At 74.3% G+C, this 25,647-nt stretch carries 26 protein-coding genes and 1 tRNA gene; 11 read left to right on the top strand and 16 right to left on the bottom strand.

Features of this window, described 5'->3' with window-relative positions:
• The first annotated feature begins 23 nt into the window (after positions 1-23).
• Together ACFVXJ_RS13705 and ACFVXJ_RS13700 are read left to right on the top strand one after the other, a co-directional pair.
• Positions 24-1,622: a molybdopterin-dependent oxidoreductase gene (locus ACFVXJ_RS13705; RefSeq protein ID WP_389661889.1), complete on the top strand. Its 1,599-nt coding sequence runs from the start codon at positions 24-26 to the stop codon at positions 1,620-1,622.
• Between the two features lie 44 nt (positions 1,623-1,666).
• Positions 1,667-2,737, top strand: coding sequence for an alpha/beta hydrolase (locus ACFVXJ_RS13700; RefSeq protein WP_389661888.1), 1,071 nt, complete (start codon positions 1,667-1,669; stop codon positions 2,735-2,737).
• Here ACFVXJ_RS13700 and ACFVXJ_RS13695 read toward each other — a convergent pair.
• Together ACFVXJ_RS13695 and ACFVXJ_RS13690 are read right to left on the bottom strand one after the other, a co-directional pair.
• Entirely contained in the window at positions 2,619-3,977 is a 1,359-nt protein-coding gene (locus ACFVXJ_RS13695; RefSeq protein ID WP_389661914.1) for a cytochrome P450, read from the bottom strand. The two genes, ACFVXJ_RS13700 and ACFVXJ_RS13695, sit on opposite strands and share 119 nt — an antisense overlap.
• A gap of 148 nt (positions 3,978-4,125) precedes the next feature.
• Positions 4,126-5,223, bottom strand: a complete 1,098-nt coding sequence (locus ACFVXJ_RS13690; RefSeq protein WP_389661887.1) for an enoyl-CoA hydratase/isomerase family protein — start codon at positions 5,221-5,223, stop codon at positions 4,126-4,128.
• 27 nt (positions 5,224-5,250) lie between these two features.
• Here ACFVXJ_RS13690 and ACFVXJ_RS13685 point away from each other — a divergent pair, with 27 nt between their 5' ends.
• The 3 genes from ACFVXJ_RS13685 to ACFVXJ_RS13675 all read left to right on the top strand — a co-directional run bounded on the left by ACFVXJ_RS13685 (position 5,251) and on the right by ACFVXJ_RS13675 (position 6,994).
• The gene (locus tag ACFVXJ_RS13685; protein WP_389661886.1) at positions 5,251-5,811 is read left to right on the top strand and encodes a dihydrofolate reductase family protein; all 561 of its coding nucleotides are present in this window, start codon (positions 5,251-5,253) and stop codon (positions 5,809-5,811) included.
• Positions 5,812-5,886: 75 nt separating this feature from the next.
• Positions 5,887-6,360 (top strand): MarR family winged helix-turn-helix transcriptional regulator, encoded by a 474-nt coding sequence (locus ACFVXJ_RS13680; protein WP_389661885.1) that lies wholly within the window; start codon positions 5,887-5,889, stop codon positions 6,358-6,360.
• A 25-nt stretch (positions 6,361-6,385) separates the two neighbouring features.
• Positions 6,386-6,994, top strand: a complete 609-nt coding sequence (locus ACFVXJ_RS13675; protein WP_389661884.1) for a hydrolase — start codon at positions 6,386-6,388, stop codon at positions 6,992-6,994.
• 4 nt (positions 6,995-6,998) lie between these two features.
• On the opposite strand, the gene ACFVXJ_RS13670 is transcribed toward ACFVXJ_RS13675, so the two are convergent.
• The 3 genes from ACFVXJ_RS13670 to ACFVXJ_RS13660 all read right to left on the bottom strand — a co-directional run bounded on the left by ACFVXJ_RS13670 (position 6,999) and on the right by ACFVXJ_RS13660 (position 8,181).
• The gene (locus ACFVXJ_RS13670; protein WP_389661883.1) at positions 6,999-7,397 is read right to left on the bottom strand and encodes an ATP-binding protein; all 399 of its coding nucleotides are present in this window, start codon (positions 7,395-7,397) and stop codon (positions 6,999-7,001) included.
• Positions 7,398-7,453: 56 nt separating this feature from the next.
• Positions 7,454-7,816 carry an STAS domain-containing protein gene (locus ACFVXJ_RS13665; RefSeq protein ID WP_389661882.1) on the bottom strand — a complete coding sequence of 121 codons (363 nt, stop codon included), beginning with the start codon at positions 7,814-7,816 and terminating at the stop codon, positions 7,454-7,456.
• 291 nt (positions 7,817-8,107) lie between these two features.
• Positions 8,108-8,181, bottom strand: a tRNA-Pro gene (locus ACFVXJ_RS13660).
• Between the two features lie 121 nt (positions 8,182-8,302).
• Here ACFVXJ_RS13660 and ACFVXJ_RS13655 point away from each other — a divergent pair.
• Positions 8,303-8,791 carry a DUF309 domain-containing protein gene (locus tag ACFVXJ_RS13655; protein ID WP_389661881.1) on the top strand — a complete coding sequence of 163 codons (489 nt, stop codon included), beginning with the start codon at positions 8,303-8,305 and terminating at the stop codon, positions 8,789-8,791.
• Here the strand turns inward: ACFVXJ_RS13655 and ACFVXJ_RS13650 are convergent.
• From ACFVXJ_RS13650 to ACFVXJ_RS13635, 4 genes are read right to left on the bottom strand one after another with little or no spacing between them, the layout of a single operon-like run.
• Complete coding sequence (locus tag ACFVXJ_RS13650) at positions 8,759-9,163, bottom strand: VOC family protein (RefSeq protein WP_389661880.1); 405 nt, start codon at positions 9,161-9,163, stop codon at positions 8,759-8,761. The two genes, ACFVXJ_RS13655 and ACFVXJ_RS13650, sit on opposite strands and share 33 nt — an antisense overlap.
• Before the next feature lie 5 nt (positions 9,164-9,168).
• Positions 9,169-9,807, bottom strand: a complete 639-nt coding sequence (locus ACFVXJ_RS13645) for a lactate utilization protein C (protein WP_389661879.1) — start codon at positions 9,805-9,807, stop codon at positions 9,169-9,171.
• A complete protein-coding gene (locus ACFVXJ_RS13640) occupies positions 9,804-11,285 on the bottom strand; it encodes a lactate utilization protein B (RefSeq protein WP_389661878.1) in 1,482 nt (493 codons plus the stop codon). Before ACFVXJ_RS13640 ends, ACFVXJ_RS13645 begins: the two co-directional genes overlap by 4 nt.
• Positions 11,282-12,097 (bottom strand): (Fe-S)-binding protein, encoded by an 816-nt coding sequence (locus ACFVXJ_RS13635; RefSeq protein WP_389661877.1) that lies wholly within the window; start codon positions 12,095-12,097, stop codon positions 11,282-11,284. Before ACFVXJ_RS13635 ends, ACFVXJ_RS13640 begins: the two co-directional genes overlap by 4 nt.
• An 18-nt stretch (positions 12,098-12,115) precedes the next feature.
• Here ACFVXJ_RS13635 and cobF point away from each other — a divergent pair, with 18 nt between their 5' ends.
• A complete protein-coding gene (cobF, locus tag ACFVXJ_RS13630; protein ID WP_389661876.1) occupies positions 12,116-12,868 on the top strand; it encodes a precorrin-6A synthase (deacetylating) in 753 nt (250 codons plus the stop codon).
• A gap of 4 nt (positions 12,869-12,872) precedes the next feature.
• On the opposite strand, the gene ACFVXJ_RS13625 is transcribed toward cobF, so the two are convergent.
• The 4 genes from ACFVXJ_RS13625 to ACFVXJ_RS13610 all read right to left on the bottom strand — a co-directional run bounded on the left by ACFVXJ_RS13625 (position 12,873) and on the right by ACFVXJ_RS13610 (position 18,907).
• Positions 12,873-14,054, bottom strand: coding sequence for an aminotransferase class V-fold PLP-dependent enzyme (locus tag ACFVXJ_RS13625; RefSeq protein ID WP_389661875.1), 1,182 nt, complete (start codon positions 14,052-14,054; stop codon positions 12,873-12,875).
• Between the two features lie 100 nt (positions 14,055-14,154).
• Positions 14,155-15,843 (bottom strand): endo-1,3-alpha-glucanase family glycosylhydrolase, encoded by a 1,689-nt coding sequence (locus ACFVXJ_RS13620; RefSeq protein ID WP_389661874.1) that lies wholly within the window; start codon positions 15,841-15,843, stop codon positions 14,155-14,157.
• A 272-nt stretch (positions 15,844-16,115) separates the two neighbouring features.
• Entirely contained in the window at positions 16,116-18,338 is a 2,223-nt protein-coding gene (locus ACFVXJ_RS13615; protein ID WP_389661873.1) for an NADP-dependent isocitrate dehydrogenase, read from the bottom strand.
• 212 nt (positions 18,339-18,550) lie between these two features.
• A complete protein-coding gene (locus tag ACFVXJ_RS13610; RefSeq protein ID WP_389661872.1) occupies positions 18,551-18,907 on the bottom strand; it encodes a DUF805 domain-containing protein in 357 nt (118 codons plus the stop codon).
• A 253-nt stretch (positions 18,908-19,160) separates the two neighbouring features.
• Between ACFVXJ_RS13610 and ACFVXJ_RS13605 the strand changes: the two genes are divergently transcribed.
• Positions 19,161-20,228 (top strand): NAD-dependent epimerase/dehydratase family protein, encoded by a 1,068-nt coding sequence (locus tag ACFVXJ_RS13605; RefSeq protein ID WP_389661871.1) that lies wholly within the window; start codon positions 19,161-19,163, stop codon positions 20,226-20,228.
• 811 nt (positions 20,229-21,039) lie between these two features.
• Here ACFVXJ_RS13605 and ACFVXJ_RS13600 read toward each other — a convergent pair.
• Both ACFVXJ_RS13600 and ACFVXJ_RS13595 read right to left on the bottom strand, forming a co-directional pair.
• Positions 21,040-22,149, bottom strand: a complete 1,110-nt coding sequence (locus ACFVXJ_RS13600) for a sensor histidine kinase (protein ID WP_389661870.1) — start codon at positions 22,147-22,149, stop codon at positions 21,040-21,042.
• Positions 22,146-22,964: a response regulator transcription factor gene (locus tag ACFVXJ_RS13595; RefSeq protein WP_389661869.1), complete on the bottom strand. Its 819-nt coding sequence runs from the start codon at positions 22,962-22,964 to the stop codon at positions 22,146-22,148. The genes ACFVXJ_RS13600 and ACFVXJ_RS13595 overlap by 4 nt, the downstream gene beginning before the upstream one ends.
• Positions 22,965-23,093: 129 nt before the next feature.
• Here ACFVXJ_RS13595 and ACFVXJ_RS13590 point away from each other — a divergent pair, with 129 nt between their 5' ends.
• From ACFVXJ_RS13590 to ACFVXJ_RS13580, 3 genes are read left to right on the top strand one after another with little or no spacing between them, the layout of a single operon-like run.
• The gene (locus ACFVXJ_RS13590; protein ID WP_389661868.1) at positions 23,094-23,786 is read left to right on the top strand and encodes a glycosyltransferase family 2 protein; all 693 of its coding nucleotides are present in this window, start codon (positions 23,094-23,096) and stop codon (positions 23,784-23,786) included.
• Positions 23,783-24,400 carry a DUF2064 domain-containing protein gene (locus ACFVXJ_RS13585; RefSeq protein WP_389661867.1) on the top strand — a complete coding sequence of 206 codons (618 nt, stop codon included), beginning with the start codon at positions 23,783-23,785 and terminating at the stop codon, positions 24,398-24,400. Before ACFVXJ_RS13590 ends, ACFVXJ_RS13585 begins: the two co-directional genes overlap by 4 nt.
• Entirely contained in the window at positions 24,397-25,077 is a 681-nt protein-coding gene (locus ACFVXJ_RS13580) for a methyltransferase domain-containing protein (protein ID WP_389661866.1), read from the top strand. Before ACFVXJ_RS13585 ends, ACFVXJ_RS13580 begins: the two co-directional genes overlap by 4 nt.
• 48 nt (positions 25,078-25,125) lie before the next feature.
• Here the strand turns inward: ACFVXJ_RS13580 and ACFVXJ_RS13575 are convergent, their stop codons facing one another.
• Positions 25,126-25,617 carry a GNAT family N-acetyltransferase gene (locus ACFVXJ_RS13575; protein WP_389661865.1) on the bottom strand — a complete coding sequence of 164 codons (492 nt, stop codon included), beginning with the start codon at positions 25,615-25,617 and terminating at the stop codon, positions 25,126-25,128.
• Positions 25,618-25,647: the final 30 nt, after the last annotated feature.

Raw genomic sequence — 25,647 nt, 5'->3', positions numbered from 1 at the left:
GCCCGGGCGGACGGTGACCCCTGATGAGCGGTGTGCGGGCGGCTTCCGGGCGTCCCCGGGCCGGGGCGGCGTGGGGTGCGCTCTGCGGGGTGCTCGCCGCCTTCGCCGGGCTGGCCGCGGCGCAGCTGGCGACCGCGGCGGTACGGCCCGAGGCGTCCCCGGTGACCGCGGTCGGCGGGGCGGTGGTGGACCGTACCCCGCCGGCCGTCAAGGAGTGGGCGGTCCGGGACCTGGGAACGGCCGACAAGCCGGTCCTGACCCTCGGCATCGTCGTGGTGCTGGGGCTGGTAGCCGTGGCGGCCGGGGTGCTCGCCGTACGCCGGCCGCGCGCCGGGATCGCGGTGGCCGCGTGTTTCGGCCTGGTCGGCGCCGTGGCCGCGCTCAGTCGCCCCGAGGCGACCTGGAAGGACGCGCTGCCCTCGCTGGTGGGTGGCCTGGTGGCCGCCTGGGTGCTGTTCTTCCTGGTCAGGGCCTTGCGCCGGGCGCGTCCGCAGGGCGCCCCGGCAGGCGGCACGGGGTCGCTGGACCGGCGCGGCTTCGGCCGGCTGGTGCTGGCCACCGCGGCCGTCTCGGCGGGCGCCTGGTACGCCGGGCGGCGCCTGGGCGCGTACGGGTCGGCGGGCGCGACGGCCTCCCGGACGGACCTGGTGCTGCCGCCGCCCGCGGTGCCGGCCCCGCCGGTGCCGGCCGGAGCGCAGGCGCGGGTGCCGGGGGTGTCGCCGTTCCTCACGCCCGCCCGGGACTTCTACCGGGTGGACACCGCGCTGGTCGTGCCGCGGGTGGACGCCGCCGACTGGCGGCTGCGGATTCACGGGGACGGAGTCACGAAGCCGCTGACCCTCGACCTGCCGGAGCTGCTCGCGCGCCCCCTCGTCGAGCACGACATCACCCTCACCTGTGTCTCGAACGAGGTGGGCGGTCCGTACGCGGGCAACGCCCGCTGGCTCGGCGTCCGGCTGGCCGACCTGCTGCGGGAGGCGGGGGTGCGGCCGCCGTCGCGGGGCGGCCCGGCCGACCAGTTGGTGGCGCGGTCGGTGGACGGGATGACGATCGGCACGCCGGTCGAGGCCGTGATGGACGGCCGGGAGGCGCTGCTCGCGGTCGGGATGAACGGCGAGCCGCTGCCCTTCGCGCACGGCTTCCCGGTACGGATGGTGGTGCCGGGCCTGTACGGATACGTATCGGCGTGCAAGTGGCTGAGCGAGCTGCGGCTGACGACCTTCGCCGCGTACGACGCGTACTGGGTGCGCCGGTCCTGGGCCCAGCAGGCGCCCGTCAAGACGCAGTCGCGGATCGACACGCCGCGCCCGCTCGCGGAACCGGCGGCGGGCCGGGTGATGGTCGCCGGGGTGGCCTGGGCGCTGCACCGGGGCGTCTCCCGGGTCGAGGTACGGGTCGACGGCGGCCCGTGGCAGGAGACCCGGTTGGCGGACGCGGACGGCGACGACACCTGGCGCCAGTGGTCGTGGCCGTGGCAGGCCACGCCGGGCCGGCACACCCTGGAGGTCCGGGCCACGGACGGCGCGGGCGCCGTACAGACGGGCGAACGGCAGGGGACGGTCCCGGACGGGGCGACGGGGTGGCACGCGGTGACGGTGCGGGTACGGGCGGGCGACACGTAGCGGTCCGCCCCCCACTGGGGCGGGGCGCGCCGTACATTGAGGCGGTGGAGCTGACCGGTACGGCGTTCCTGGTGACCCTGGTCGTGGTCACCGCGCTCGCCATGCTCGCGGCGCTGCTGCTCTGGAACCGGCTGCCGGGACCCGGCTGGCTGCGCTGGATCGCCCGGGTGCTGATGATCGGGTTGTGCCAGTTGACCGCCATCTGTGTGGTGGCGACGTGGATCAACGGGAGCTACGGGCTCTACTCCTCCTGGGACGACCTGCTGGGCAACCCGAGCGGCAACGGGTCCGCGATGACGGGCCCCCCGGTGGGGCGGGCGACCTTCACGCTCGGCGAGGACGGCACCCGCAGCACCTATTTCCGTGGCTCGCACTCCAAACTGGCCGGACAGGTGATCGTCTGGACTCCCCCGGAGTACAGCGCCGCCGGCGCGGCGAAGACCCGCTTCCCGGTCTTGACGCTGCTGCACGGGTATCCGGGCTCGCCCCGGTCCTGGATGGAGCTGGGCGACATGCCGGGCGCGCTGGAGGACTTGGTCCGGCTGGGCGCGGCCCACCCCTTCATCCTGGTGATCCCGGAGATCTATCCGGGCGGGGTGAACACCGACTGCAGTGACGTGGCGGGGCACAAGGTGGCGACCTGGCTGGCGGACGACGTGCCGGCGCTGGTCGCGCGGCACTTCCGTACGCTGCCGCAGCCCAAGGGGTGGGCGCTGATGGGGATTTCGACGGGGGCGTTCTGCGCGGCGAAGCTGCCGCTCCAGTACCCGAAGGTGTTCGGCGCCGGGGCGGCGTTGGACCCGGACGCGCTGACGGGTGATCCGGGTGTGCTGGCGGACCGGGCCCTGCGGGAGCGCAACAGTCCGATGTGGCTGGTCACGCACGCGAGGAAGGCGGACGTCGCGCTGTTCCTCGCCACCTCCGCCCAGGACAAGGACAGCCCGCCGCGGCAGTTGGACGCCTTCGCCAAGACCGCCGCGGGGACCGGCGTCCGGGTCAAGACGCTGGTCCGCCCGGCCGGCGGTCACAACTTCCAGACGTGGACGGGGATGTACCCCGACGCGCTGGGCTGGCTGAGCTCCGAGGTCCCGGCCCCGGCCGCTCCGACGAGATGAGGCGGCGGGCGCCCGCGGGGTCTCTAGTGCTGTGACCGGGCCGTACGGGCAGCGCGTCCACGCTGTTGCCGATGAAGCTCCGTTGGCGCGGCAGGTCGGACTCGGGCACGGCGAGGTCGAGGTCCGGGAAGCGCGTGAAGAGGCGCTCCAGGGCGATGCCGGCCTCCAGACGGGCGAGCGGCGCCCCGACGCAGTAGTGCGCGCCGTGCCCGAAGGAGAGGTGGCGTCCCGCGGTGGGGCGGGTGAGGTCGAAGCGGTCGGCGTCCGGTCCGTGGACCGCCTCGTCGCGGCCGGCGGCCGTATAGCCGGCGAGGACGGGGGTGCCCCGCGGGATGACGGTCCCGCCGACCGTGACGTCGCGGCTGGGGTAGCGGAACGGGAACCAGCTGACCGGGCCGTCCCAGCGCAGCGTCTCGTCGACGACGTCCGACCAGCTCGCCTTCGACTCCATGACCAGGGCGAGCTGGTCGCGGTGCGTGCACAGGGCGCGGACTGCGTTGCTGATCAGGTTGAGGGTGGTCTCGTGACCCGCGACCAGCATCAGCCGCATGGTCCCGATGAGTTCGGCTTCGCTGAGCCGGTCGCCGTCGCCGTCACGGGCGGCGATCAGCGCGCTGGTGAGGTCCTCGCCGGGGTCGGCCCGGCGGGCGGCGGCGATGGTGGCGATCAGTTCGACGAGTTCCCGGACCGCGGCCATGACCTCGGCGGGGGTGGTGTCCGTCGAGATGATCACGGTGTGGGTGAGCCGGTGCAGCCGGTCGCGGTGCTCGGGGTCCACGCCGAGCAGCTCGCAGATGACGCCCATCGGCAGGGGCAGGGCCACGTGGGTGCGCAGGTCGGCGATCCCGTCGGGGGAGGCGGCCGCGGCCCGGTCGAGGTCGTCGAGGAGTCCCTCGGTCAGGGCCTCGACGCGCGGCCGCAGCCGCTCCACCTGTCGGGCGGTGAACGCGTTGCCGACGAGGGAGCGCAGCCGGCGGTGGTCGCCGCCGTCGGCGGTGTGCATGCCCTGGGCGTCGGCGAAGACGCGCAGCGGCCAGTCCGGGGGGATCGTGCCGTCGTGCAGGGCCGGGAAGTGCCGGGCGTCCTTGGCGACGTCGCGGTGGCCGAGGAACTCCTTGAGGGCGTCGTGGCCCAGGACGACGGCCCCGGGCACCCCGCCGGGCAGCACGACGTCCGCCACGGCCCCCCGGGCCCGGAGCCGGGCGTTCAGGGCGTGCGGGCAGCCGCCCGCCGGGTCTATGACGTGCGGCTCCGCGGTGGCGTGCGCTGCGTTGACGTGCGCCGCGTTGACATGCGCCGCGTTGACGTGCGCGTTCTGGGCTGACAAGCCGGATCTCCTGACCGAGGGGGTGTGCTCGGCCAACAGTGCGGGCACAAGGGCGGGTTGTTCAAGCCCGGGCGCCACCGGTGGCGGCGAAGGTCAGCTCCCGGCCCTCGCCGAGCGGGGTGAAACAGCGCTCCACGGCCGCCCGGTCGACCTCGGGCAGGGTCGCGGGCCGCCAACGCGGCGTACGGTCCTTGTCGACGACCTGGGCCCGGATGCCCTCGATCAGGTCCGGCGAGCGCAGCACGTGCGAGGAGACTCGGAACTCCCGCGCCAAGGCCGCTTCCAGAGTGCCCGATTCGCGCGCTCGACGGACCGCTTCCAGGGTGACCTTGAGGGAGGTCGGGGACTTGGTCAGGATCGTCTCGGCGGTCTCCTTGGCGGCCGGTTCGCCCACCGCCAGCAGCCGTTCCACGATCTCCTCCACCGTGTCGGCGGCGTAGCAGTGGTCGATCCACCCGCGGTGGGCGGCGAGTTCACCGGGCGGTGGCGGGTTCCCGGCGTGGCGCGACAGTACCCGCGCCACGGGGGCGTCCGCGAGGTCGGCGGTCAGTTCGGGCAGCAGGCCGGCGGGGACGAAGTGGTCGGCGAGCCCGCACAGCAGCGCGTCGGCGGCCCCGACGGCCGCACCGGTCAGGGCGAGGTGGGTGCCGAGCAGGCCGGGGGCCCGCGCGAGCAGGTGCGTACCGCCCACGTCGGGGACGAAGCCGATGCCGGTCTCCGGCATGGCGACGCGGGAGCGTTCGGTGACGATACGGACCCCGCCGTGCGCCGAGAGGCCGACGCCGCCGCCCATCACGATGCCGTCCATCAGGGCCACGTACGGCTTGGGGTAGCCGGCGATCCGGGCGTTGAGGCGGTACTCGTCGCGCCAGAAGTCGATCGAGGCGTTCCCGCCGGCCTTCGCGTCGTCGTGGATGGCGCGGATGTCGCCGCCCGCGCACAGCCCGCGTTCCCCGGCGCCGCGGAGGAGGACCTGGGTGACGGCCGGGTCCTGCTCCCAGGCCGTCAGCGCCTCGGTGATCCGCAGCACCATGGGGTGGGTGAGGGCGTTGAGGGCCCGGGGGCGGTTGAGGGTGATCACCCCGGTGTGGCCCTCGACGGTGAACAGCACGGTGGCGTCAGTGGCGTCGTCGGGTTTCGTGGTGTCGTCGGTCTTCACACCGGCCAGTATGTAGCGTGCGGGGGCATGCGAAAGATCATCCTGATGATGTCCATGTCCCTGGACGGCTTCATCGAGGGGCCCGAGCGGCAGATCGACTGGCACCTCGTCGACGACGAACTGCACCGGCACTTCAACGACGAGATCCGGCGGCTGGGCGGCTTCCTGACCGGCCGCGTCACCTACGAGCTGATGGCCGGCTTCTGGCCGACCGCCGACGCCGACCCCGCCGCGAGCGGCCCGGTGGCCGAGTTCGCCGGGATCTGGCGGGACATGCCGAAGTACGTGTACTCGCGCACCCTGCACCGGGCCGACTGGAACTCCACGATCGTGCGCGACGTGGTCCCGGCGGAGGTGGAGGCCCTCAAGTCCGCGCCGGGCGGTGACCTGAGCGTGGGCGGCGCCGATCTCGCAGCCGCGTTCCTGCGCCACGACCTCGTGGACGCCTACCGGATCTACGTGCATCCGGTGCGCATCGGCGGCGGCACACCGCTCTTCCCACCCGGCTACGCGCCGACGCCGCTGCGCCTGGAGGGGACGCGGACCTTCGGCAACGGTGTCGTACAGCTCAGGTACGAGCGCCCCTGACCCCCGCGCGGACCGGAGCGGGACAACCGATAAGGCAACCTTGCAAGTTTGCCTGAAGATCACTAACCTGAGGGCATGACCGATCCCCGGCCGGCCGACACCGGGCCCGCCGCCGCCCCGCCCGCGGACGCCCGGCCGCGCGACACCGCCGAGGAGCTGCAACTGGCCGTCGGCATGCTGGTCCGGCAGGTGCGCGCCGCGGCGGGAGGCGGGGTCAGCCTGTCGCAGATGTCCGTGCTCAAGCGGCTGGACCGGCTGGGGCCGACCACGGCGTCCGAGCTGGCGCGGGCCGAGCGCATCCGGCCGCAATCGGTCATCGCCACCGTGAACTCCCTCCAGGCGGAGGGCCACGTCGCCCGCAGCCCGCACCCCACCGACGGGCGGCAACAGCTGATCGCCCTGACCGACCAGGGCCGGGCCCTCGTACGGCAGCGGCGCGAGGCGGGGCACGGGCGGATCGCCGAACTGATCGCCGAACGGCTCAGCCCGGCGGAGCAGAGCCTGCTGGCCGAGGCCGTCCCCCTGCTGCGACGCCTGGCCGAGAACTGAACGTCCACCGACTCGAGGAGCCCCCATGACGTCCCCCGCGCCCGCCCTCACCCTGGACCGCGCGACCGCGCTGGTCCTCATCGACCTCCAGCAGGGCATCCTGGCCCTCCCCACCGCCACGCCCTCGGCGCGCGTCCTGGAGAACGGCATCGCCCTCGCCGAGGCGTTCCGCGCCCACCGGCTGCCCGTGGTGCTGGTCAAGGTCGCCTGGTCCCCCGACGGCGGCGACCTGCCCAGCGTCAACGTCGACCGGCCCGGCCCGGCCTCCGCTCCGCCCGCCGCCTTCTCCGAGCTCCCGGAGCGGCTCGCGGCGCTCGCGGACGTGGTGGTCACCAAACGGCACTGGGGCGCCTTCACCGGCACGGAACTCGACCTCCAGCTGCGCCGCCGCGGCGTCCGCCGGATCGTACTGGGCGGCATCTCGACCAGCATCGGCGTCGAGTCCACCGCGCGCACGGCCTGGGAGCACAGCTACGAGCTGGTCTTCGCCGAGGACGCCACCACCGACCTGGACGCCGACTCGCACGCGCACAGCTTCGGCAAGATCTTCCCGCGCATCGGCAAGGTGAGCGCGACCGACGAGATCATCACGGCCGTCAAGGCCCTGGACGACGGGCCCGGCTCCCGGGACTGACCCGCTACCCCGGACCGACCTCCAGCCAGACGCACTTCCCGCCGTTGCCGGGGCGCGACCCCCAACTGCGGGACAACCGGTCGACGATGAGCAGCCCGTGTCCGCCCGGCTGCCCCGGCTCGGGGGCCCGGGCGCGCACCGGCGGCGCGGGGTTGCCGTCGGTCACCTCGATCCGCAGCCGCTCGGGCGTCAAGTGCAGGAGCAGCGTGCCGGGCCCTCCGCCGTGCATACAGGCGTTGGACACCACCTCGGATACCAGCAACAGGACGTCCTCGGCGGCCTCGGGCAGCCATTTCCAGGACGCGAGGGCCCGGCGGGCGAAGTCACGACTGCGGGTCACCGGGTCGGCCGCACCCTCCAACAGCAGCAGCCGCGTCCGGCCGGGGGACCCTCGCTGCTGCATGGCTCGTCTCCTCGTATCGCCTCGACCCTACGGGCCCCACGCGCCGTCCGCCGCGGTCAGCGGGGCTGCCGCTCCAACGCTTCCGCCACGTCCGCGTACACCGGGAACACCCCGTCCGCCCCGGTGATGCGGAACATCCGTGCCACCGGTCCGCTCAGACCGGCCAACTCCAGCGTGCCGCCGGCCTCCTGGACCGTGATCCTGCCGTGCAGCAGCACGTTGAGCCCGGTGGAGTCGCAGAACCCCAGCCCGGACACGTCGACCACCAACCGGCCACCCGGGGTGACCGCCGCGTCCAAGGCGTCCCGCAGGGGCTGGGCCGTGTCATGATCCAGCTCCCCGGCGAGGGCGAGGACGACGGTTCCGTCCACGGCCCGCGCATCGACCGTGAACCGCTCATTGCCCGCTCCCGGCACCATCCGGCATCACCTTCCGTCCAGCTGTGGGTGCGCCTGCCCGCATCCCGCCGGGATACGCGTGCGCGGCTCCGGGCCGGGACCTCGGCAGGCCGACCTGGGCGTCTCGACCCGGCGCGTGCCGGTCCGCCCTGATCACCGGACCCTACGCGCCGGTCCCCCGCCTGTCGCGGGCCCTCGGCCGTGTCGGCGGCAGTCGCACACGACCCGACCGCCGCGCCATCCGGACCGCACAACGCTCAGGGGCCGTTTCAGATTGCTCTGAAACGGCCCCTGAGCTGCGACTCTTTCGAGTCGGGACGACAGGATTTGAACCTGCGACCCCTTGACCCCCAGTCAAGTGCGCTACCAAGCTGCGCCACGTCCCGTTGTGCCTGGGCACTGTGCCTCCCACCAGGGGTTTCCCCTTCGCGGCGGGCACATGCAGAACATTACCGCACACCGGGGGGTGTCTGTGCACGGGTGATCCACGGGCGGCACGATGGACGGATGAAGGCACGGGATCGCGATGACGAGGGGCGGGCGCGCAGCGCGCGGCCGCGTGACGGACTGGGGCGGCCGTTGCCGTACGGGGCGCCGGGCGTCGGACGGCAGCCCGAGGGGGTGGTCCGGACGCCGGCCGGGACGGTGGCGGAGGCCCAGCGGCTCCTTGACGACGGGATGCCCTTCCACGCGCACGAGGTGTTCGAGGACGCCTGGAAGTCGGGGCCGGCGGTCGAGGCCCCGCTGTGGCGGGGGCTCGCGCAACTGGCGGTCGGGCTGACGCACGCCGCGCGGGGGAACACGGTGGGCGGGGCCCGGCTGCTGCGGCGCGGCGCCGAGGGTCTGGCCGGGGTGGAGCCGGCCCACGGGATCGATGTCGCCGGGCTGGTCCGGTGGGCCCGGGAGCTGGCCGACCGGGTCGAGGCCGGGACGGTGGTGGACGCCGCCCGGGAGGCCCCCGGACTAGGCGGCGGACGCGGGCGCCGGCTGGAGTAGGTCCCAGCGGTTGCCGTAGAGGTCCTCGAAGACGGCGACGCTGCCGTACGTCTCGTGGCGCGGCTCTTCCAGGAACCGGACGCCCTCGGTGGTCATCCGGGCGTGGTCGCCGGCGAAGTCGTCGGTGTGGAGGAAGAAGCCGACCCGGCCGCCCGTCTGGTCGCCGACCCGCGAGCGCTGCGCGTCGTCCTTGGCGCGGGCGAGCAGCAGCGCGGACTCGGTGGCCCCGGGCGGCCGGACCACGACCCACCGCGAGCCGTCGGGCCGGGCGGTGTCCTCGACGAGGGTGAAGCCGAGGGCGCGGGTGTAGAAGTCGACGGCCTCGTCGTAGTCGTGGACCAGGAGCGCGGTGAGGGCGATGTATGCGGACATGACCCTCATTGTGCGGGTGCGTCGAGCAGCACCACTTCCAGGGTCCGGGGGCCGTGGACGCCCTCCACCCGGTCGAGCTCGATGTCGCTGGTGGCGGAGGGCCCGGAGATCCAGGTCAGCGGGCGGGTGGGATCGAGGCGTTCGAGCGCCTGCGGAACGGAGTCCACCAGCTGCCCGGGCACGCGGACCACGCAGATGTGGTGGTCCGGGATCAGGGTGATCCGGCGCCGCCCCTGGTCGGGGCCGCCGTCCAGGACGATCGTGCCGGTCTCCGCGACGGCCAGCGCGCAGCCCGTGACCACGCTGTCCACGGCGTCGAGTTCGTACGGGGTGGAGTCGGCCCGGTCCGGGACCCGGGTCGCGCGCGCCGCGGCGAGCCAGGCCGCGGGCAGGCCGGGCGGTACGAGTACGGTCCGCGCGCCCCGGGCGGCGAGCAGCCGGGCCAGGAGCGGGGCGAGGCCGTCCGGGCCGGTGCGGTGGACCTTCGCGCGGTACTCGGCGAGATGGGCGGCGAGCAGGTCCGCGGATTCGGCGGGCGTACGGGAGCCGTGGACGCGGAGGTAGTCGCGCGGGATCGGGGCCTCGGGGCCCGGCTCCCCCAGCGCCCGCCGGATCCGGCCCAGTACGCGGTCCTTGCCGCTCACGCGCGTCCTCCCCGCTCGCGGGCCCACCAGTCGCGGAAGGGCTCCGCCGGGGGCACGGGCAGCTCGCGGCTGTCGGTCCACGCGCGGCCGGGGCCGGGCAGCCGGCGTGGTCGCAGCCGGCGTGCCCGGGACAGCAGCCGCTCGCCCGCGCGCAGCGCGCCCGGGCGTTCCAGCAACAGCCGGGCGGCGCGCATCGCGGCCCGTTCGGCGGTGTGGCCGCGCGCGGGGCGGATGCGTACGCGGATGCCCTCGCGGGTCGCCGGGCCGCCTTGGGCGACGCGTTCGCGCAGGTGGAGGAGGACCTCCGGGATGTCGATGGCGACCGGGCAGACCTCGTAGCAGGCGCCGCACAGGGTGGAGGCGTAGGGCAGTGAGGCGTCGATCCCGCTCCCGGTGCCGCGCAGTTGGGGGCTGAGGATCGCGCCGATGGGGCCGGGGTAGACGGAGCCGTAGGCGTGCCCGCCGGCGCGTTCGTAGACGGGGCAGACGTTCAGGCAGGCGGAGCAGCGGATGCAGCGCAGCGCCTGCCGGCCCACCTCGTCGGCGAGGGTGTCGGTGCGGCCGTTGTCGAGGAGGACGAGGTGGAAGGCGGCGGGCCCGTCCTCGGCCCCGTTCGACGGGCCCAGCCCGGTCCACATCGTGGTGTACGGGTTCATCCGCTCGGCGGTGGAGGAGCGCGGCAGCGTCTGGAGGAAGATCTCCAGGTCCCGGAAGGTCGGCACGACCTTCTCGATGCCGACGACGGAGATGAGGGTTTCCGGCAGGGTCAGGCACATCCGGCCGTTGCCCTCGGACTCGAAGACGACCATCGTGCCCGTCTCGGCGACCATGAAGTTGGCGCCCGAGACGGCGACTTTGGCGCGCAGGAACTTCTCGCGCAGGTGCAGCCGGGCCGCTTCGGCGAGTTCGCGCGGGTCGTCGCCGAGGCCCTCGGGAGCCGGCCGTCCCCACCGGCCCATCTCGGCGCGGAAGACGTCGCGGATCTCGGCGCGGTTGCGGTGGATGGCCGGGACGAGGATGTGCGAGGGCCGGTCGTGGCCGAGCTGCACGATGAGTTCGGCCAGGTCGGTCTCGTAGGCGGCGATCCCGGCCGCCTCCAGGGCCTCGTTCAGGCCGATCTCCTGAGTGGCCATGGACTTGACCTTGACGACTTCCCGTTCGCCGGTGGCCAGCACCAGCGCGGTCACGATCCGGTTGGCCTCGGCCGCGTCCGCCGCCCAGTGCACGGTGCCGCCGGCGGCGGTCACCGCCTCCTCCAGCCGCAGCAGGTAGTGGTCGAGCCGGCGCAGGGTGTGGTCCTTGACGGCCTTGCCCGCCGCGCGCAGCCGGTCCCAGTCGGCGAGTTCGGTGACCGCGCGGGCCCGTTTGTCGCGGATGGTGTGCGTGGCGCGGCGGAGGTTGGCGCGCAGCACGTCGTCCCGTACGGCCTGCCCCGCGGCCGCGGGGAAGGCGGGCATGCCGAGGTGGGTGGCCGTCATCGTGGGCTCGCCTCCTGTGTCGCGGTGCCGTCCGTCGCGGTCTCCTCCGTCATGGGCTCCTCCGTCATGGGCTCCTCCGTCGCGGCGAGGATCTCGGCGAGGTGCAGGGTCCGCAGCGGGGCGCCGGCGCGGCGCAGCGTCCCGTCGAGGTGGGCGAGGCAGGAGTTGTCGGCGCCGCAGAGCACCTCGGCGCCCGTGGCCCGGGCGGCGCGGATCTTGTCGGCGCCCATCGCGGCCGATACGTCGGGGTTCTTGACGGCGAAGGTGCCGCCGAATCCACAGCACTCCTCGGCGCCGGGCAGTTCGATGAGCTTCAGGCCCTTGACGGCGGCCAGCAGCCGGCGGGGGCGGTCGCCGAGTGCGAGGGCGCGCAGGCCGTGGCAGGAGGGGTGGTAGGTGACGGTGTGCGGGAAGTGGGCGCCGACATCGGTCACTCCGAGCACGTCGACGAGGAACTCGGTCAGCTCGTACACGCGCGGTACGAGGTCGGCCGCGAGGTCCGCGAGCTCGCTGCCGCGCCCCTCGGCCGCCGCCTTGGCGCCGATCCGCGGGTAGTGCTCGCGGATCATGGCGACGCAGGAGCCGGACGGCGCGACCACGTACGAGTGGCCGGCGAAGGCTTCGGCGGTACGGCGCAGCAGCGGTTCGGCCTCGTACCGGTAGCCGGTGTTGTACTGGGGCTGACCGCAGCAGCTCTGCGCCGCCGGGAAGTCCACGGCCACGCCGAGCCGCTCCAGCAGGCGTACGACGGCGACGCCGGTACGCGGGTACAGCGCGTCGTTGACGCAGGTGACGAACAGGGCGGCACGCATGACGGGCAGAATAGCCGGGTGAAGAAGTTCTCAGTGATCGGCATAGGCGCGGGCGACCCGGACCACCTGACCCTCCAGGCGGTCAAGGCGATCGGTGCCACGGACGCATTCCTCATCCTGGAGAAGGGCGAGGAGAAGGCGGACCTCACGGGGCTGCGGCGGGCGATGCTCGACGCGCACGCCCGCCCCGACCACCGGCTGGTGGAGGGCCGTGACCCGGACCGCGACCGGACCCCGGCCGACTACGCCCCGACGGTGGACGGCTGGCGCAGCGCGCGGGCCGAGATCTTCGAGCGGTTCATCGCCGAGGACCTCGCGGACGGCGAGACGGGCGCGTTCCTGGTCTGGGGCGACCCGTCTTTGTACGACTCCACGCTCGCGATCCTGGACGAGGTGCTGGAGCGGGGCCGGGTGGCCTTCGAGCACGAGGTGGTGCCGGGCATCAGCAGCATCTCCTCGCTGCTGGCCCGGCACCGCACCACCCTGAACCGGGTGGGGCGGCCGGTCCAGATCACCACCGGCCGGCGGCTGGCCGAGGGCTGGCCGCAGGACGTGGACGACGTGGTGGTGATGCTGGACGCGCGGCACGCCTTCACCGCCCACCTGGACCAGGACCTCTTCATCCACTGGGGCGCCTACGTCGGCACGCCGGACGAGATCCTGGTCTCGGGGAAGCTGGCGGAGGTCGCGGGCCGGATCGAGGAGCTGCGGACCGAGGCGCGCGCCCGCAAGGGCTGGATCATGGACACCTACCTGCTGCGGCGCGGCTGAACCGCTACCCCGCGAGGTAGCCGGGGAGGCCGGCGGCGAGGCGTTCGTACTCCTCGGGGCGGGTGTAGATCTGGCCGCACACACGGATGCCGCCGCCGCCCGGCCAGGGCCAGATCAGCACCCTGATCCGCAGCTCCCGCGCGATCCGCTCGCGCAACGCGCGGGCGGCGTCCGGGGTCTCGGCGGTGCCGGGCGGCAGCCGCAGGGCGCGCATGCCCACTCCCGGGGTGTACGGGAGCGGCGTGAGGCCGGGGAGTTCGGCGAGCAGGGTCGCACCGTAGCCGGCGAGGGCGCTGTTGTGGGCCCGTACCTTGCCGGCGTCGAGCCGGTCGAGGAGGTCCAGTCCCTCGGGGGCGGCGAGCCAGCCGGTGTAGTCGGCGGTGGCCCGGTACTCGACGGAGCGGGGGAAGCCCTCCCCGTCCTCCCAGGACGGCACGAGGGCCCGGACGCGGCCCCGGTGGCGGGGGGCGACGGCGAGGAGGGCACTGCCGGAGGGGGCGTACCCCCACTTGTGCAGGTTCCCGAACCAGAAGTCGGCGCCGCCCGCGAGCGGGTCGGCGAGCATGCCGGGCGCGTGGGCCCCGTCGACGATGGTGGTGACGCCCCGGGCCGCGAGGTCGGCGAGGAGGGCCGGGGTCGCGATGAGGCGGGCGGTGGGCGAGCTGATGTGGTCGAGCAGCGCCACCTTGGTGCGGGGCGTCAGACCGGCCAGCACGGTTTCCCGTACGGCGTCCTCGTCCGGGAGCCCGGGGTCCAGGGAGACGGTGGTGACGGGGGCCCGGCGGGCGGCGGCCGCGGTGACCGTGCCGTAGCCGTGGTCGGTCACCAGGATCTCGTCCCCGTCGGCCAGTTCGACGGCGTTCAGGGCGAGGTTGGCGCCTTCGGTGGCGTTGGAGATGAACGCGATCCCGTCCGGCTCGGCGCCGAGGTGGGCGGCGACCCGGCCGCGGGCGGCGGCGATCCGGTCGGCCACTCCGACGAAGAAGGTGTCGGGGTCGGCGTGCGCCTCCTCCACCAGCGCCGCCTGGGCCTCTTGGACGGCGATCGGGACGGCGCCGAACGAGCCGTGGTTGAGGTGGGCGATCGCCGGGTCGAGGCGGAAGAGCTGCCGACCGCCCGGGAAGGCCGGGGGAACGCTCGGTGGGGCGGTCGGCGCGCTCTTCGGCTCGCTGTGCGGCTCGGTCACGATGCTCCTCCGGAGGGCGGTGGGACGGTCCTCCGGAGCATGCGGGGCCGACCGCACGTCCGGTAGGGCCAATTGCGCCAGGGTGGTCGGGGCCTCGGAGCTACTGCCGCCCGCTGGTCGCGCCGTAGTACTGGAGGTCCTGTACCCGCACCGTACGGTCCACCCGGTACGGGAGTTCCACCTCCGCCGCGGCGCGCCCCTCCCGGACCACCCGGGCCGCCATGGTGCCCGGCCGCAGGGGCAGCAGCTCGGAGTGCAGGCCCGCCGGCGCCTCGTGCGTGTCCTGGACGGAGCCCACGGCCGTGCGGACCGTCGCGGGCTCCGTGAGGAAGCTGAGCACCTCCACCGTGTCGCGCGGGGCGGCGCCGCCTCTGCGCGGCGACATCAGCAGCGACTGACCGCCGGTGGGGTCGGCGGCGGCGAACTGGGTGCGGGCCGTCACGTAGAGGGTGTCCCGCACGATCGGGGGCCGGCTGCCCGTCTTGAACCGGGTCAGGTAGTAGGAGGTCAGGTCCAGGTAGGTGTACCCGTTGTGGAGGGAGGGCGCGAACTGGGTGCCTTCGGAGTAGTCGTTCCAGGTGGTCAGCTGGACCCAGTCGGCGCCGTCGTCGATGGCGTGCTCCCACGTCGAGCGGAGGGTGGCGGTGTTGCCCGCCTCGTCGTAGACGCCCTGGTTGGGCCGGCTGTCCTGGACGGATACGGGCTGCATCCAGACCTTGCCGGCCGTGTGGGCCCGCCGTACGTCGGCGGTGGCGCCCTCTTGGCCGACGTAGCTGCGGGTGCCCCATTCGGAGAAGCCGTAGCTGATGTGGGCGAACGCCGCGTGGTTCGCGTCGAAGTCGAGGAAGAGCGGGACGAGGGCCGTGCGGATGCCGTGCCGGGCCTGGAGGGACTCCATGACGCGGGACCACCAGTCGGCGCTCTTGGCTTCCGCCTTGAAGGGCGACACGACGAGCCGTCCGTCCCCGAGCCGGTACGCGGCGGGGTGTGCGCCGAGCTCGGCGAGGGCGTCGGCGAGCACCGCCGGGTCGTCGGACGTCAGGGCGGTCATGTCGGGCATCAGCATGATCTTGAAGGCGGGGTCCACGGCGTGGGCGGCGGACATCAGCAGTTCGGCCCGGTCCCGGTTGCTCCCGGACAGCGCGAGCAGGTCCAGGGTGAAGCCGTCGAGGCCCGCGTCGCGCGCGGTGCGCACCTCCTGCCGGAGGTTGGCGGCCTCCCAGTCGCCGGACTTGGGCGGCACCGGCAGCGGGCGGTCGCGCAGCAGGCCGCCGTACCGCTGGTGTTTGCCGTTCTCGCCCGCGGGGCTGAGGTAGTTGCGGGTGTAGTAGTCGACGTCGGCGCTCGCGTTGTCGAGGGAGAGCGGGTACGGGGTGAAGTAGTGCGCGAACACCAGCTTCTTGCCGGCGGCGCCGGAGCGCAGCGCGGCCGGCGCGGGCAGGTCGAAGGGCAGCGCTCCGGTGGGACGGGGCGCGCCGGTGTCGACCTCACCGCGGGGCATCGCCTTGTCCGGCGTCTCCGGGCTCGGAGCGGGGCTCCGGCTCGGAGCGGGGCTCGCGGTGGCGGTGGGGCCGGTGGGCCGGGGGCCACTGCCGGACACGGGTGCCGGACCGCCTTGGCGCGCCTCGGCGGTGAAGGGGTCCCAGGCGATGCCGGTCGCGGCGCAGACGCCGACGAGCAGGAAGGCGGAGATCAGGAGCACCAGGAGCGGCCTGCGCCCCCGGAAGCGGGGCCGGCGCCGGTGCGAGGAGGGCCGTGCCGCCCGTTCTGCCCGCCGGTTCGCCCTCATCTGCCGCCCCTCCCGGAATATGCCCCGTGCCCGGGGCTGCACAGCAGTAGAGCCGATTCCCGGCGTACGGACAACGGTTCGCGGCGCGCGGGGCCGCCGCGCGTACGTCACGGGGCCCAGCGCGCCTACGCCGAGCACCGCAGCCGGGGTCCGGAGGCGGGGTTCCGCCGCCGGTTACCGGGGGCTCGGTTCCGCGGACGCGGTTCCGCAGACGGGTCCGCCCCGGCCGGGCGCTGGGCCGGCCGGGGCGGAACACGCGGAACGCGAAGGGCTTAACCCAGCGTCGCGATCGCCTTGTTGAAGGAGGCGGACGGGCGCATCACCGCGGCGCACTTGGCCGGGTCGGGCTGGTAGTAGCCGCCGATGTCCACCGGGGAGCCCTGGACCGCGATGAGCTCGCCGACGATGGTCTGCTCCTGCTCGGCCAGCGTCTTGGCGAGCGGCTCGAAGGCGGCCGCCAGCTTCGGGTCGTCGATCTGGCGGGACAGCTCCTGCGCCCAGTACAGGGCAAGGTAGAAGTGGCTGCCGCGGTTGTCGATGCCGCCCAGCTTGCGGCTCGGCGACTTGTCCTCGTTGAGGAAGGTGCCGGTCGCGCGGTCCAGGGTGTCGGCCAGCACCTGGGCGCGGGCGTTGCCGGTGGTGGTCGCGAGGTGCTCGAAGGAGACGGCCAGCGCGAGGAACTCGCCCAGCGAGTCCCAGCGCAGGTAGTTCTCCTTGACGAGCTGCTGCACGTGCTTCGGGGCGGAGCCGCCGGCGCCGGTCTCGAAGAGGCCGCCGCCGTTCATCAGCGGGACGACCGACAGCATCTTGGCGCTGGTGCCCAGCTCCAGGATCGGGAAGAGGTCGGTCAGGTAGTCGCGCAGCACGTTGCCGGTCACCGAGATGGTGTCCTCGCCGCGGCGGATGCGCTCCAGGGAGAAGGCGGTGGCCTCGACCGGGGAGAGGATCTTGATGGTGAGGCCGTCGGTGTCGTGGTCGGCGAGGTACGTCTTGACCTTGGCGATCAGCTGCGCGTCGTGCGCGCGGCCCTCGTCCAGCCAGAAGACGGCCGGGACGCCGGTGGCGCGGGCGCGGGTGACGGCGAGCTTGACCCAGTCCTGGATCGGCGCGTCCTTGGTCTGGCAGGCGCGGAAGACGTCACCGGCGGCGACCTCCTGCTCCAGCACCACGTTGCCCTCGGCGTCGACGACGCGGACGGTGCCCGCGGCGGCGATCTCGAAGGTCTTGTCGTGGCTGCCGTACTCCTCGGCCTTCTGCGCCATGAGGCCCACGTTCGGCACCGAGCCCATGGTGGCGGGGTCGAAGGCGCCGTGCGCGCGGCAATCCTCGATGACGGCCTGGTAGACACCGGCGTAGCTGCTGTCCGGGAGGACGGCGAGGGTGTCGGCCTCCTGGCCGTCCGGGCCCCACATGTGGCCGGAGGTGCGGATCATGGCCGGCATGGAGGCGTCGACGATGACGTCGGAGGGGACGTGCAGGTTGGTGATGCCCTTGTCCGAGTCGACCATGGCGAGGGCCGGACCGTGGGCCAGCTCGGCCTCGAAGGACGCCTTGATCTCGTCGCCGAGGTCCGGGACGCCGGCCAGGCCCTTGAGGATCGCGCCGAGGCCGTCGTTCGGGGACAGGCCGGCGGCGACGAGCGCGTCACCGTAGCGGGCGAAGGTCTTGGGGAAGAAGGCGCGGACCACGTGGCCGAAGATGATCGGGTCGGAGACCTTCATCATCGTGGCCTTGAGGTGCACGGAGAACAGGACGCCCTCGGCCTTGGCACGCTCGATCTGGTCGTTGAGGAAGGTGCGCAGCGCGTCGACGTGCATCACGGACGCGTCCACGACCTCGCCGGCGAGGACCGGTACGGACTCGCGCAGCACGGTGGTCGTACCGTCGGCGGCGACGTGCTCGATGCGGAGCGTGCCGGCCTCGGCCATGACGGTGGACTTCTCGGTGGAGCGGAAGTCGTTCTCGCCCATCGTGGCGACGTTCGTCTTCGACTCGGGGCTCCAGGCGCCCATGCGGTGCGGGTGCGCCTTGGCGTAGTTCTTGACCGAGGCGGGGGCGCGGCGGTCGGAGTTGCCCTCGCGCAGGACCGGGTTGACGGCGCTGCCCTTGACCTTGTCGTAGCGGGCGCGGATCTCGCGCTCCTCGTCGGTCTTCGGGTCGTCCGGGTAGTCCGGGAGCGCGTAGCCCTGGCCCTGGAGCTCGGCGACCGCGGCCTTGAGCTGCGGGATCGAGGCCGAGATGTTGGGCAGCTTGATGATGTTCGCTTCCGGCGTCTTCGCCAGCTCACCGAGCTCGGCGAGGGCGTCGGCGATGCGCTGCCCCTCTTCCAGGTGCTCCGGGAAGCTGGCGATGATCCGACCGGCCAGGGAGATGTCACGGGTCTCGACATTCACACCGGCCGTCGACGCGTACGCCTGGACCACAGGCAGGAACGAATACGTCGCGAGGGCCGGGGCCTCGTCAGTGTGCGTGTAGATGATGGTCGAGTCAGTCACCGGATGCTCCGCTCCACAGTCTGCGTCTCTCGTCTGCAACATTGCTCGACATCAAGATATCTCGTGATCGGGCCGGTCTGGACAGCCCCCCGGCCGCGAGATCACGAGAGACATGTCACCCGGCGCGCGAAAGCGCCGCCTGCGGCTGTTTCCGGCCGGAGGCGGCGCTGGGTGCGGTGTGGTGGTGCGCGGCGGTGTGGGTCAGGCGGCGATCAGGCGGCGACGACCTGCTTGGGGTCGGCCCCGTACTCGTTCGGGCCGCGGTGTCCCTCCGTGGCCATGAGGATGAGCATCCAGATCCCGCCGATGAACGGGATCAGGCTGATCAGGTACCACCAGCCGGACTTGCCGGTGTCGTGCAGCCGGCGTACGGAGACGCCCAGGCTGGGCAGCAGGACGGCGAGGCTGTAGATCCAGGTGATGACGGGGTAGCTGCCGAGCGCGAAGTCGATCACCATGAGTACGGCGACGATCGGGATGTTCCACAGGACGAACATCCAGTACTCCTGCCGGCGGGCCCGGCCGTCGAAGTCCGCGTAGCGCTTGAGTATGTCCGTGTAGTAGTGCACGGGTCCCCCCAGGGAGCGGATTCGGCCACTCCTCCCGCAGGAGCGACCCCAGGCCGGACTTATGCCCTTCTTACGGCGACCTCAAGCCACTCGGGGGGCGGGAAGATGCGCGGGATTCCTTGTGCGGAAGGGGAGTTGACGCTTCCGCGGCCGGGGACTCCAGTCCGCCGGTGGGCTGCGGAGAAGTGACGGAAGCCTTACGGCGGCGCGCGGGAACCGCCGTCGGCGCGGCGGATTCCGTAGCGTCCGGTGCATGCGCGTACTCGTCACCGGAGGAGCCGGGTTCATCGGCTCGCACATCGTCACCGCCCTGCGTCGGCGCGGGCACCACCCCGTGGTCCTCGACGCCCTGCTGCCGGCCGCCCACCCCGTCCCGCCGCCGCCGGGGCCGGGGCCGGGGCCGGATTTCGTACGGGCGGACGTGCGCGATCCCGAGGCGGTGCGGGCGGCGCTGCGCGGGGTGGACGCGGTCTGCCACCAGGCCGCGATGGTCGGGCTCGGCAAGGACTTCGCCGACGCGCCCGACTACGTCGGGATCAACGACCTGGGCACGGCGGTCCTGCTCGCGGCGATGGCCGAAAGCGGGGTCCGCTCCCTCGTCCTCGCGGGCTCGATGGTCGTCTACGGGGAGGGCCGCTACGACTGCCCCCGCCACGGGGTGGTGCGGCCCGGGCCGCGCCGGGTGGCGGACCTGACCGAGGGCCGCTTCGAGCCGCGCTGCCCCTCCTGCGGGGCGGAGCTCGCGCCGGGCCTGGTGGCCGAGGACGCGCCGGCCGACCCGCGCAACGTGTACGCGTCCACGAAGCTGGCGCAGGAGCACCTGGCGGCGGCCTGGGCGCGGTGCGTGGACGGCCGGGCGGTGTCGCTGCGCTACCACAACGTGTACGGGCCGGGGATGCCGCGCGACACCCCGTACGCGGGGGTGGCGTCCTTCTTCAGGTCGGCGCTGGCCAGGGGCGAGGCGCCGCGGGTCTTCGAGGACGGGGCCCAGCGGCGCGACTTCGTGCACGTCGGGGACGTCGCCGCGGCCAACGTGGTGGCGCTGGAGGCGCTGGGCGGCGCGGGTGTCCTCCCGCCGGGCGCCTGCACCCCGTACAACACGGGCAGCGGCGAGCCGCACACGGTCGGGGAGATGGCCTCGGCGCTGGCCGCCGCGCACGGTGGCCCGGACCCGATCGTGACCGGCGAGTTCCGCCTCGGCGACGTCCGGCACATCACGGCCGACTCGCGCCGCCTCCGCGCGGACCTGGGCTGGCGCCCGGAGGTGCCCTTCGAGAAGGGCATGACCGAGTTCGCCCACGCCGCCCAGCGCGCCACCTGAGCCCTGGCCGGGCGGTTCTCGCGGGCCGGTCACGCGCGCCGGCGACGGTGAAGTCCCACCCGCCCCGCGAACCGGCCGCGTCGAGCCGGGCGGCGGCCCGTGGTTCGCCCACCGCCGTCGCGGCGCCCGGCGCGGGCGAAGGCCCGGCGCCGCACCGGACGGGCGCCGGCCCCCCAAAGCCCCCTGCCCCCTGCCCCCTGCCCCCTGCCCCCTGCGGCGGCAGCCTGGGGGCGGGGCTCCGTAGGTACCTCCCCCGAACCGGGGCCGTCGCCGGAGCGCTGCGGCCACGGCTCGGGACCGGTGGCGCTGAGCCGGGACCGGTCCCGGCTTCACCGGCCACCGGCACAACCGCCCCGCCCGGCGCGCGCCACGGACAAGGCCGGCGCCCTCCCGGGCGGGGCAGGCCCCCGACAACGCCTCGATGCATGCGGCGGCGGCCGAGGCCAGGCGCCCTAGGCCACTCCGCTACGGGCGCCGCCACCTCGGACGATGACAGGGGCAGCCGCCAAGCGACGCGACCGGGCGCGGCGAGGGCGACCCGGTCCGGGGTTTCGCCCGCCACCGGCGCAACCGCTCGGCCACGGGCGGCCCTCACTCCTACCGGGCGGGCGCCGGCGCCCGACAACGCCGGGACACCCGTGCCGGTGGCCGGGGGCGAGACGCCGTGGGCGGCCCCACTGAACCCGGACCGTCACCCCGGAAGGACCGGGCAGCCGTCGCGGCGGCACGGGCCCGGGGCCCCCGCCGCATGGGCAGCGCCGGGGCGGGGTGGCGGCCCGTCGGACCGGTCCTGGCAGGGCCCGGGGCGGGGTCAGGCCGTGAGGGGCAGGGTCACCTCGAAGCGGCAGCCGCCGGGGACGTTGTGGACGGTGGCGCGGCCGGAGTGGGCCTCGACGATGCCCCGGACGATGGCGAGGCCCAGGCCCGCTCCGGCCGGGGGCGTACGGGCGGTCGTGCCGCGCCAGCCGGTGTCGAAGACCCGGGCCAGGTCCTCGGCCGCGATGCCGCCGCAGCCGTCCGTGACGGACAGGACGACCGCACCGGCCCGCTGTTCGGCGGCGATGGCGACGGTGCCGTCGGTCGGGGTGTGCCGGATGGCGTTGATCAGCAGGTTCGCCAGGACGCGGGTCATCTCCTTGCCGTCCACCTCCACCGGCACCCGCTCGACGGTGTCCCCCACCAGCCGTACGCCGTGCTCGCGCGCCAGCGGGTCCACCCCCGACAGCGCGTCCCCGACCAGGTCGTACACCGACATCCGACTCGGGACCAGGCTGAGCGCGCCCGCGTGGATCCGGGACAGCTCGAACAGGTCGCCGACCATCGAGTTCAGCCGCTCCACCTCGGTGCGGATCTGGCGGTGGTAGCGGGCCGGGTCGGCGGCCATGCCGTCCTCCAGCGCCTCCGACATCGCCCGCAGCCCCGCCAGCGGGGTCCGCAGGTCGTGCGAGATCCAGGCCACCAGCTCCCGCCGTGACGCCTCCAGCGCCCGCTCCCGTTCCCGGGAGGCGGCCAGCTTCGCGCTGGTCGCCGCCAGTTCGCGGGACAGCGCGTCGAGTTCGGCGGTGGTCTGCCCGGGCGGCGCCGCGAAGCTGCCGCCGTCACCGAAGTCGCGGGCCGCGAGGAACAGCTCCCGGCTGCGGGCGACCACCCACCGGCCCAGCACCAGCGCGGTCACCAAGGAGACCACCGCCGCCATCGCCGCGACCAGGGTCACCACGCCGAGGTCGTGCGGGGACAGGAACATGGCCTGGGCGACGGCCAGGGTGCCGGCCAGCATCGCGGTGACGGTGACGGCGGCGATGACCGTGAGCGAGACGGCGACCGAGCGGTGCCGCACCAGCCGCAGGACGCCCGCGCCGAGCACTCCGGCACAGGCCGCGCCGCCGAGGGCGAACAGCGCGATGAGCAGGATGTCCGTCATGCCGGCTCCCCCGTCCCGGCCCACTCCGCCGCACCGGGGCCCGCGTCATCAGGCTCCGCCTCGCCGGTACCCGTGGAATCGGTACCGGTGGAGTCGCCACCCGCGGGGTCGCCACCCGCGGGGTCGAAGCGGTAGCCGACCCCCCACACCGTCTGGATCAGCCGCGGCCGGCCCGGGTCGGTCTCGACCTTCGCGCGCAGCCGCCGTACGTGCACCGTCACCGTCGACAGGTCCCCGAAGTCCCAGCCCCACACCTCGCGCATCAGCTCCTCCCTGCCGTGCGCCCGCCGGGGGTGCCGCAGGAAGTGCGCGAGCAGGTCGAACTCCCGCAGCGTCAGCGTCAGTTCCCGCCCGTCCTTGGTGGCCCGGTGGGTCGCCGGGTCCAGCGCGAGCCCGGCGCCCGCGAGGACCCGCGGCCCGCCGACGGGCCCCGCGGCCCGGCTGCGCCGCAGGACCGACGTCACGCGCAGCACCAGTTCGCGCGGGCTGAACGGCTTGGTGACGTAGTCGTCCGCGCCCACCTCCAGGCCCGCGATCCGGTCGTCCTCGTCCCCCCGGGCGGTCAGCATGATCACCGGTACGGGACCGGCCTCGCGCAGCCTCCGACACACCTCCAGCCCGTCCAGCCCCGGCAACATCAGATCCAGGACCACCAGATCGGGGCGCGCCCGCCCGGCCAGGTCCAGGGCGGACGGTCCGTCACCGGCCTCCTCCACGGCGAACCCGGCGCGCCGCAGGTACTGGGCGACGACCTCGGAGACGGTCGGGTCGTCGTCCACGACGAGGATCCGGGCGGGGGGCGCTTCCATGCTCATGCGGTCCAGCCTCCCATCCTGCGCCCGTGCGCGGGAGCGCACACCGGTCCGGTCGGGGTGACGTCCGCGTTTCGTAAGGAGTCCCGGACCCCATCGGCGACTCCCGCTTCCTACGGTGAACCCGTGACCATGACCGCGACCGTAGACGTCGTACTCCCCTGTCTGAACGAGGCCGAGGCCCTCCCCTGGGTGCTGGACCGCATCCCCGCCGGCTGGCGGGCCCTGGTCGTGGACAACGGCTCCACCGACGGCTCCGCCGACATCGCCCGGGCGCTCGGCGCGACCGTGGTGCGCGAGGAGCGGCGCGGGTTCGGCGCCGCCTGCCACGCCGGGCTGCTCGCCGCCGAGGCGGACATCGTCTGCTTCTGCGACTGCGACGCCTCCCTTGACCCGGGACTGCTGACCGGGTTCGCGGCCTCGGTGGCCGCCGGCGAGGCGGACCTGGTGCTGGGCCGGCGCCGTCCGCAGGGCCGGCGCGCCTGGCCCGCGCACGCCCGGGCCGGGAACCTGGCGCTGGCCCGGATGCTACGTCGCCGCACCGGCCTGGAGCTGCGCGACCTGGGACCGATGCGCGCCGCGCGGCGGACCGGCCTGCTGGGGCTGGACCTGGCCGACCGGCGCTCCGGGTATCCGCTGGAGATGGTGGTGCGGGCGGCGGACGCCGGGTGGCGGGTCCGGGAGGTGGACGTGCCGTACCTGCCCCGGTCCGGGAAGTCGAAGGTGACCGGCACCTGGCGGGGGACCTGGCACGCCGTGCGGGACATGAGCCGGGTGCTGGCGGAGCCGGTCGCGGGCCGCCCGGTGTCCGGGGGTGCCCGGTGAGTACGTTGCTGGTGATCGCGAAGGAGCCACTGCCCGGCCGGGTCAAGACCCGGCTGACCCCGCCGTTCACCCCCGCCGAGGCGGCCGGGCTGGCGGAGGCCGCGCTGGCCGACACCCTGGAGGCGGTGGTCCGCACCCCCGCCGAGCGACGGGTGCTCGTACTGGAGGGGCGGCCCGGACCGTGGCTGCCGCCCGGCTTCGAGGTGGTGCCGCAGGCGGCCGGGGGCCTGGACGAGCGGCTCGCGGCCGCCTTCGCGGGGTGCGTCGGGCCCGCGCTGCTGATCGGGATGGACACCCCCCAGGTCACACCGGAGTTGCTGGCGGTCGACTGGTCGCAGCGCGACGCGTGGTTCGGGCCGGCCGTGGACGGGGGTTTCTGGGCGCTGGGTCTGGCGGTACCCGACCCGGCGCTGCTGCTCGGCGTACCGATGTCGGTGCCCGAGACGGGCGCCGTCCAGTACGAGCGGCTGCGCGCGGCCGGACTGCGGATCGGGCGGCTGCCGGTACTGCGGGACGTGGACACCGCCGAGGACGCCAGGCTGGTGGCGGCCCACGCCCCGGCGGGTGCCTTCGCGGCGCGGCTGGCGCGGCTCGCCCCGGCGGGCCGCCGGTGAGCGCGGCGGGGGCGGTCGCGGCCTGGTCGGCGGACCCGTACACCGTCGCGCTGCGCAGCGGCCGGGGTCCCCTCTACCTGCGGCGCGGGGACGGCTGGCTGTTGCCGTTGGACGTGGAACGCTGGTGCGAGGAGCCCGACGGGGCGGACCGGACGGTGCTGGACCGCTGTCGGGGCGCGGTGCTGGACATCGGCTGTGGCCCCGGCCGGCTGGTGTCGGCGCTGGCCGCCCTGGGGCACCGCTCGCTGGGGATCGACGTCAGTCCGGAGGCGGTGGCCCGTACGGCCCGCTCGGGAGGTACGGCACTGCACCGGTCGGTCTTCGAAACGCTTCCCGGGGAGGGGCGTTGGGACACGGCGCTGCTGATCGACGGGAACATCGGGATCGGCGGTGACCCGGCGACGCTGTTGCGGCGGATGGCCGAGGTGCTGGCCGGGACGGGCGCGCTGATCGTCGAGTGCGTGGAGGTGGAGGTGGACGAGCGCTGCGTGGTCCGGGTGGCGGACGGCCGGGGTGGCGTCGGCGCCCCGTTCCCGTGGGCCCGCGTCGGCCCGGCGGCGCTGGCCGCGTGCGCGGCGGCTGCGGGCTGGGCGCCGACGCACCGCTGGTCGGCCGGGGGCCGGGTGTTCGTGGAACTCGCCCGCGCCCACCCACCCCGTCACCCCGGCAGCCCGTAGCCCCGGCCCGCCGGCCCGCCCCCGCCATGCCGGGAGGAGGCCCGGCGGTCAAGGCCGGGTGGGGAGGCGGAGGACGTAGCGGACGGCCGGGCGGTCGCCGATGAGGGTCTCGCCGGTGGCGGTGAAGCCGCTGCGGGTGAGCACGGCCGTGGAGGCCGGGTTGTCCAGGGTGGTGACCGCCGTGAGGTCGCGCAGCCCGTACTCGCCCGCGGCCATCCGGCGGATCTCGCGGACCGCCGCCGTCGCCAGGCCGCGCCCGGCCGACCTCTCGCCGATCCGGTAGCCGAGTTCGGCGCTCCCGTTCAGCACGTCCACGAGGTTGATCCGCCCCGCCACCTCCCCCTCGGCGTCGAACACGAGGTGGAAGTGGCAGCCGCCCGCGTGCTGTTCGGCGAGCAGGGCACGGTGCCGGTCGGCGAAATCGGCGAAGTACGCGTCCCCCCGGTCCGGCACCGTGCGCGCGAAGTACGCCCGGTTGGCCCGCTCGAAGGCGAGCAGGGCATCCGCGTGGTCCGCCCTCAGCCGCTCCAGCCTCGTCATGGCCCCCGAGCATACGTGCGTAGGCCCGGG

This window comes from Streptomyces sp. NPDC058279 (assembly GCF_042881255.1).
GTDB lineage: Bacteria > Actinomycetota > Actinomycetes > Streptomycetales > Streptomycetaceae > Streptomyces.
Note: the sequence above shows the minus strand (reverse complement) of the source record. Positions and strands in the feature narration are given on the sequence as shown.

Excerpts from the sequence above, each read along its gene's own strand:
- ACFVXJ_RS13705 (WP_389661889.1), top strand. The coding sequence starts at position 24 with ATGAGCGGTGTGCGGGCGGCTTCCGGGCGTCCCCGGGCCGGGGCGGCG.
- ACFVXJ_RS13685 (WP_389661886.1), top strand. The coding sequence starts at position 5,251 with ATGCGAAAGATCATCCTGATGATGTCCATGTCCCTGGACGGCTTCATC.
- ACFVXJ_RS13680 (WP_389661885.1), top strand. The coding sequence starts at position 5,887 with ATGACCGATCCCCGGCCGGCCGACACCGGGCCCGCCGCCGCCCCGCCC.
- ACFVXJ_RS13675 (WP_389661884.1), top strand. The coding sequence starts at position 6,386 with ATGACGTCCCCCGCGCCCGCCCTCACCCTGGACCGCGCGACCGCGCTG.
- ACFVXJ_RS13670 (WP_389661883.1), bottom strand. The coding sequence starts at position 7,397 with ATGCAGCAGCGAGGGTCCCCCGGCCGGACGCGGCTGCTGCTGTTGGAG.
- ACFVXJ_RS13665 (WP_389661882.1), bottom strand. The coding sequence starts at position 7,816 with ATGGTGCCGGGAGCGGGCAATGAGCGGTTCACGGTCGATGCGCGGGCC.
- ACFVXJ_RS13655 (WP_389661881.1), top strand. The coding sequence starts at position 8,303 with ATGAAGGCACGGGATCGCGATGACGAGGGGCGGGCGCGCAGCGCGCGG.
- ACFVXJ_RS13650 (WP_389661880.1), bottom strand. The coding sequence starts at position 9,163 with ATGTCCGCATACATCGCCCTCACCGCGCTCCTGGTCCACGACTACGAC.
- ACFVXJ_RS13640 (WP_389661878.1), bottom strand. The coding sequence starts at position 11,285 with ATGACGGCCACCCACCTCGGCATGCCCGCCTTCCCCGCGGCCGCGGGG.
- ACFVXJ_RS13635 (WP_389661877.1), bottom strand. The coding sequence starts at position 12,097 with ATGCGTGCCGCCCTGTTCGTCACCTGCGTCAACGACGCGCTGTACCCG.
- ACFVXJ_RS13620 (WP_389661874.1), bottom strand. The coding sequence starts at position 15,843 with ATGAGGGCGAACCGGCGGGCAGAACGGGCGGCACGGCCCTCCTCGCAC.
- ACFVXJ_RS13605 (WP_389661871.1), top strand. The coding sequence starts at position 19,161 with ATGCGCGTACTCGTCACCGGAGGAGCCGGGTTCATCGGCTCGCACATC.
- ACFVXJ_RS13600 (WP_389661870.1), bottom strand. The coding sequence starts at position 22,149 with ATGACGGACATCCTGCTCATCGCGCTGTTCGCCCTCGGCGGCGCGGCC.
- ACFVXJ_RS13595 (WP_389661869.1), bottom strand. The coding sequence starts at position 22,964 with ATGAGCATGGAAGCGCCCCCCGCCCGGATCCTCGTCGTGGACGACGAC.
- ACFVXJ_RS13590 (WP_389661868.1), top strand. The coding sequence starts at position 23,094 with ATGACCGCGACCGTAGACGTCGTACTCCCCTGTCTGAACGAGGCCGAG.
- ACFVXJ_RS13575 (WP_389661865.1), bottom strand. The coding sequence starts at position 25,617 with ATGACGAGGCTGGAGCGGCTGAGGGCGGACCACGCGGATGCCCTGCTC.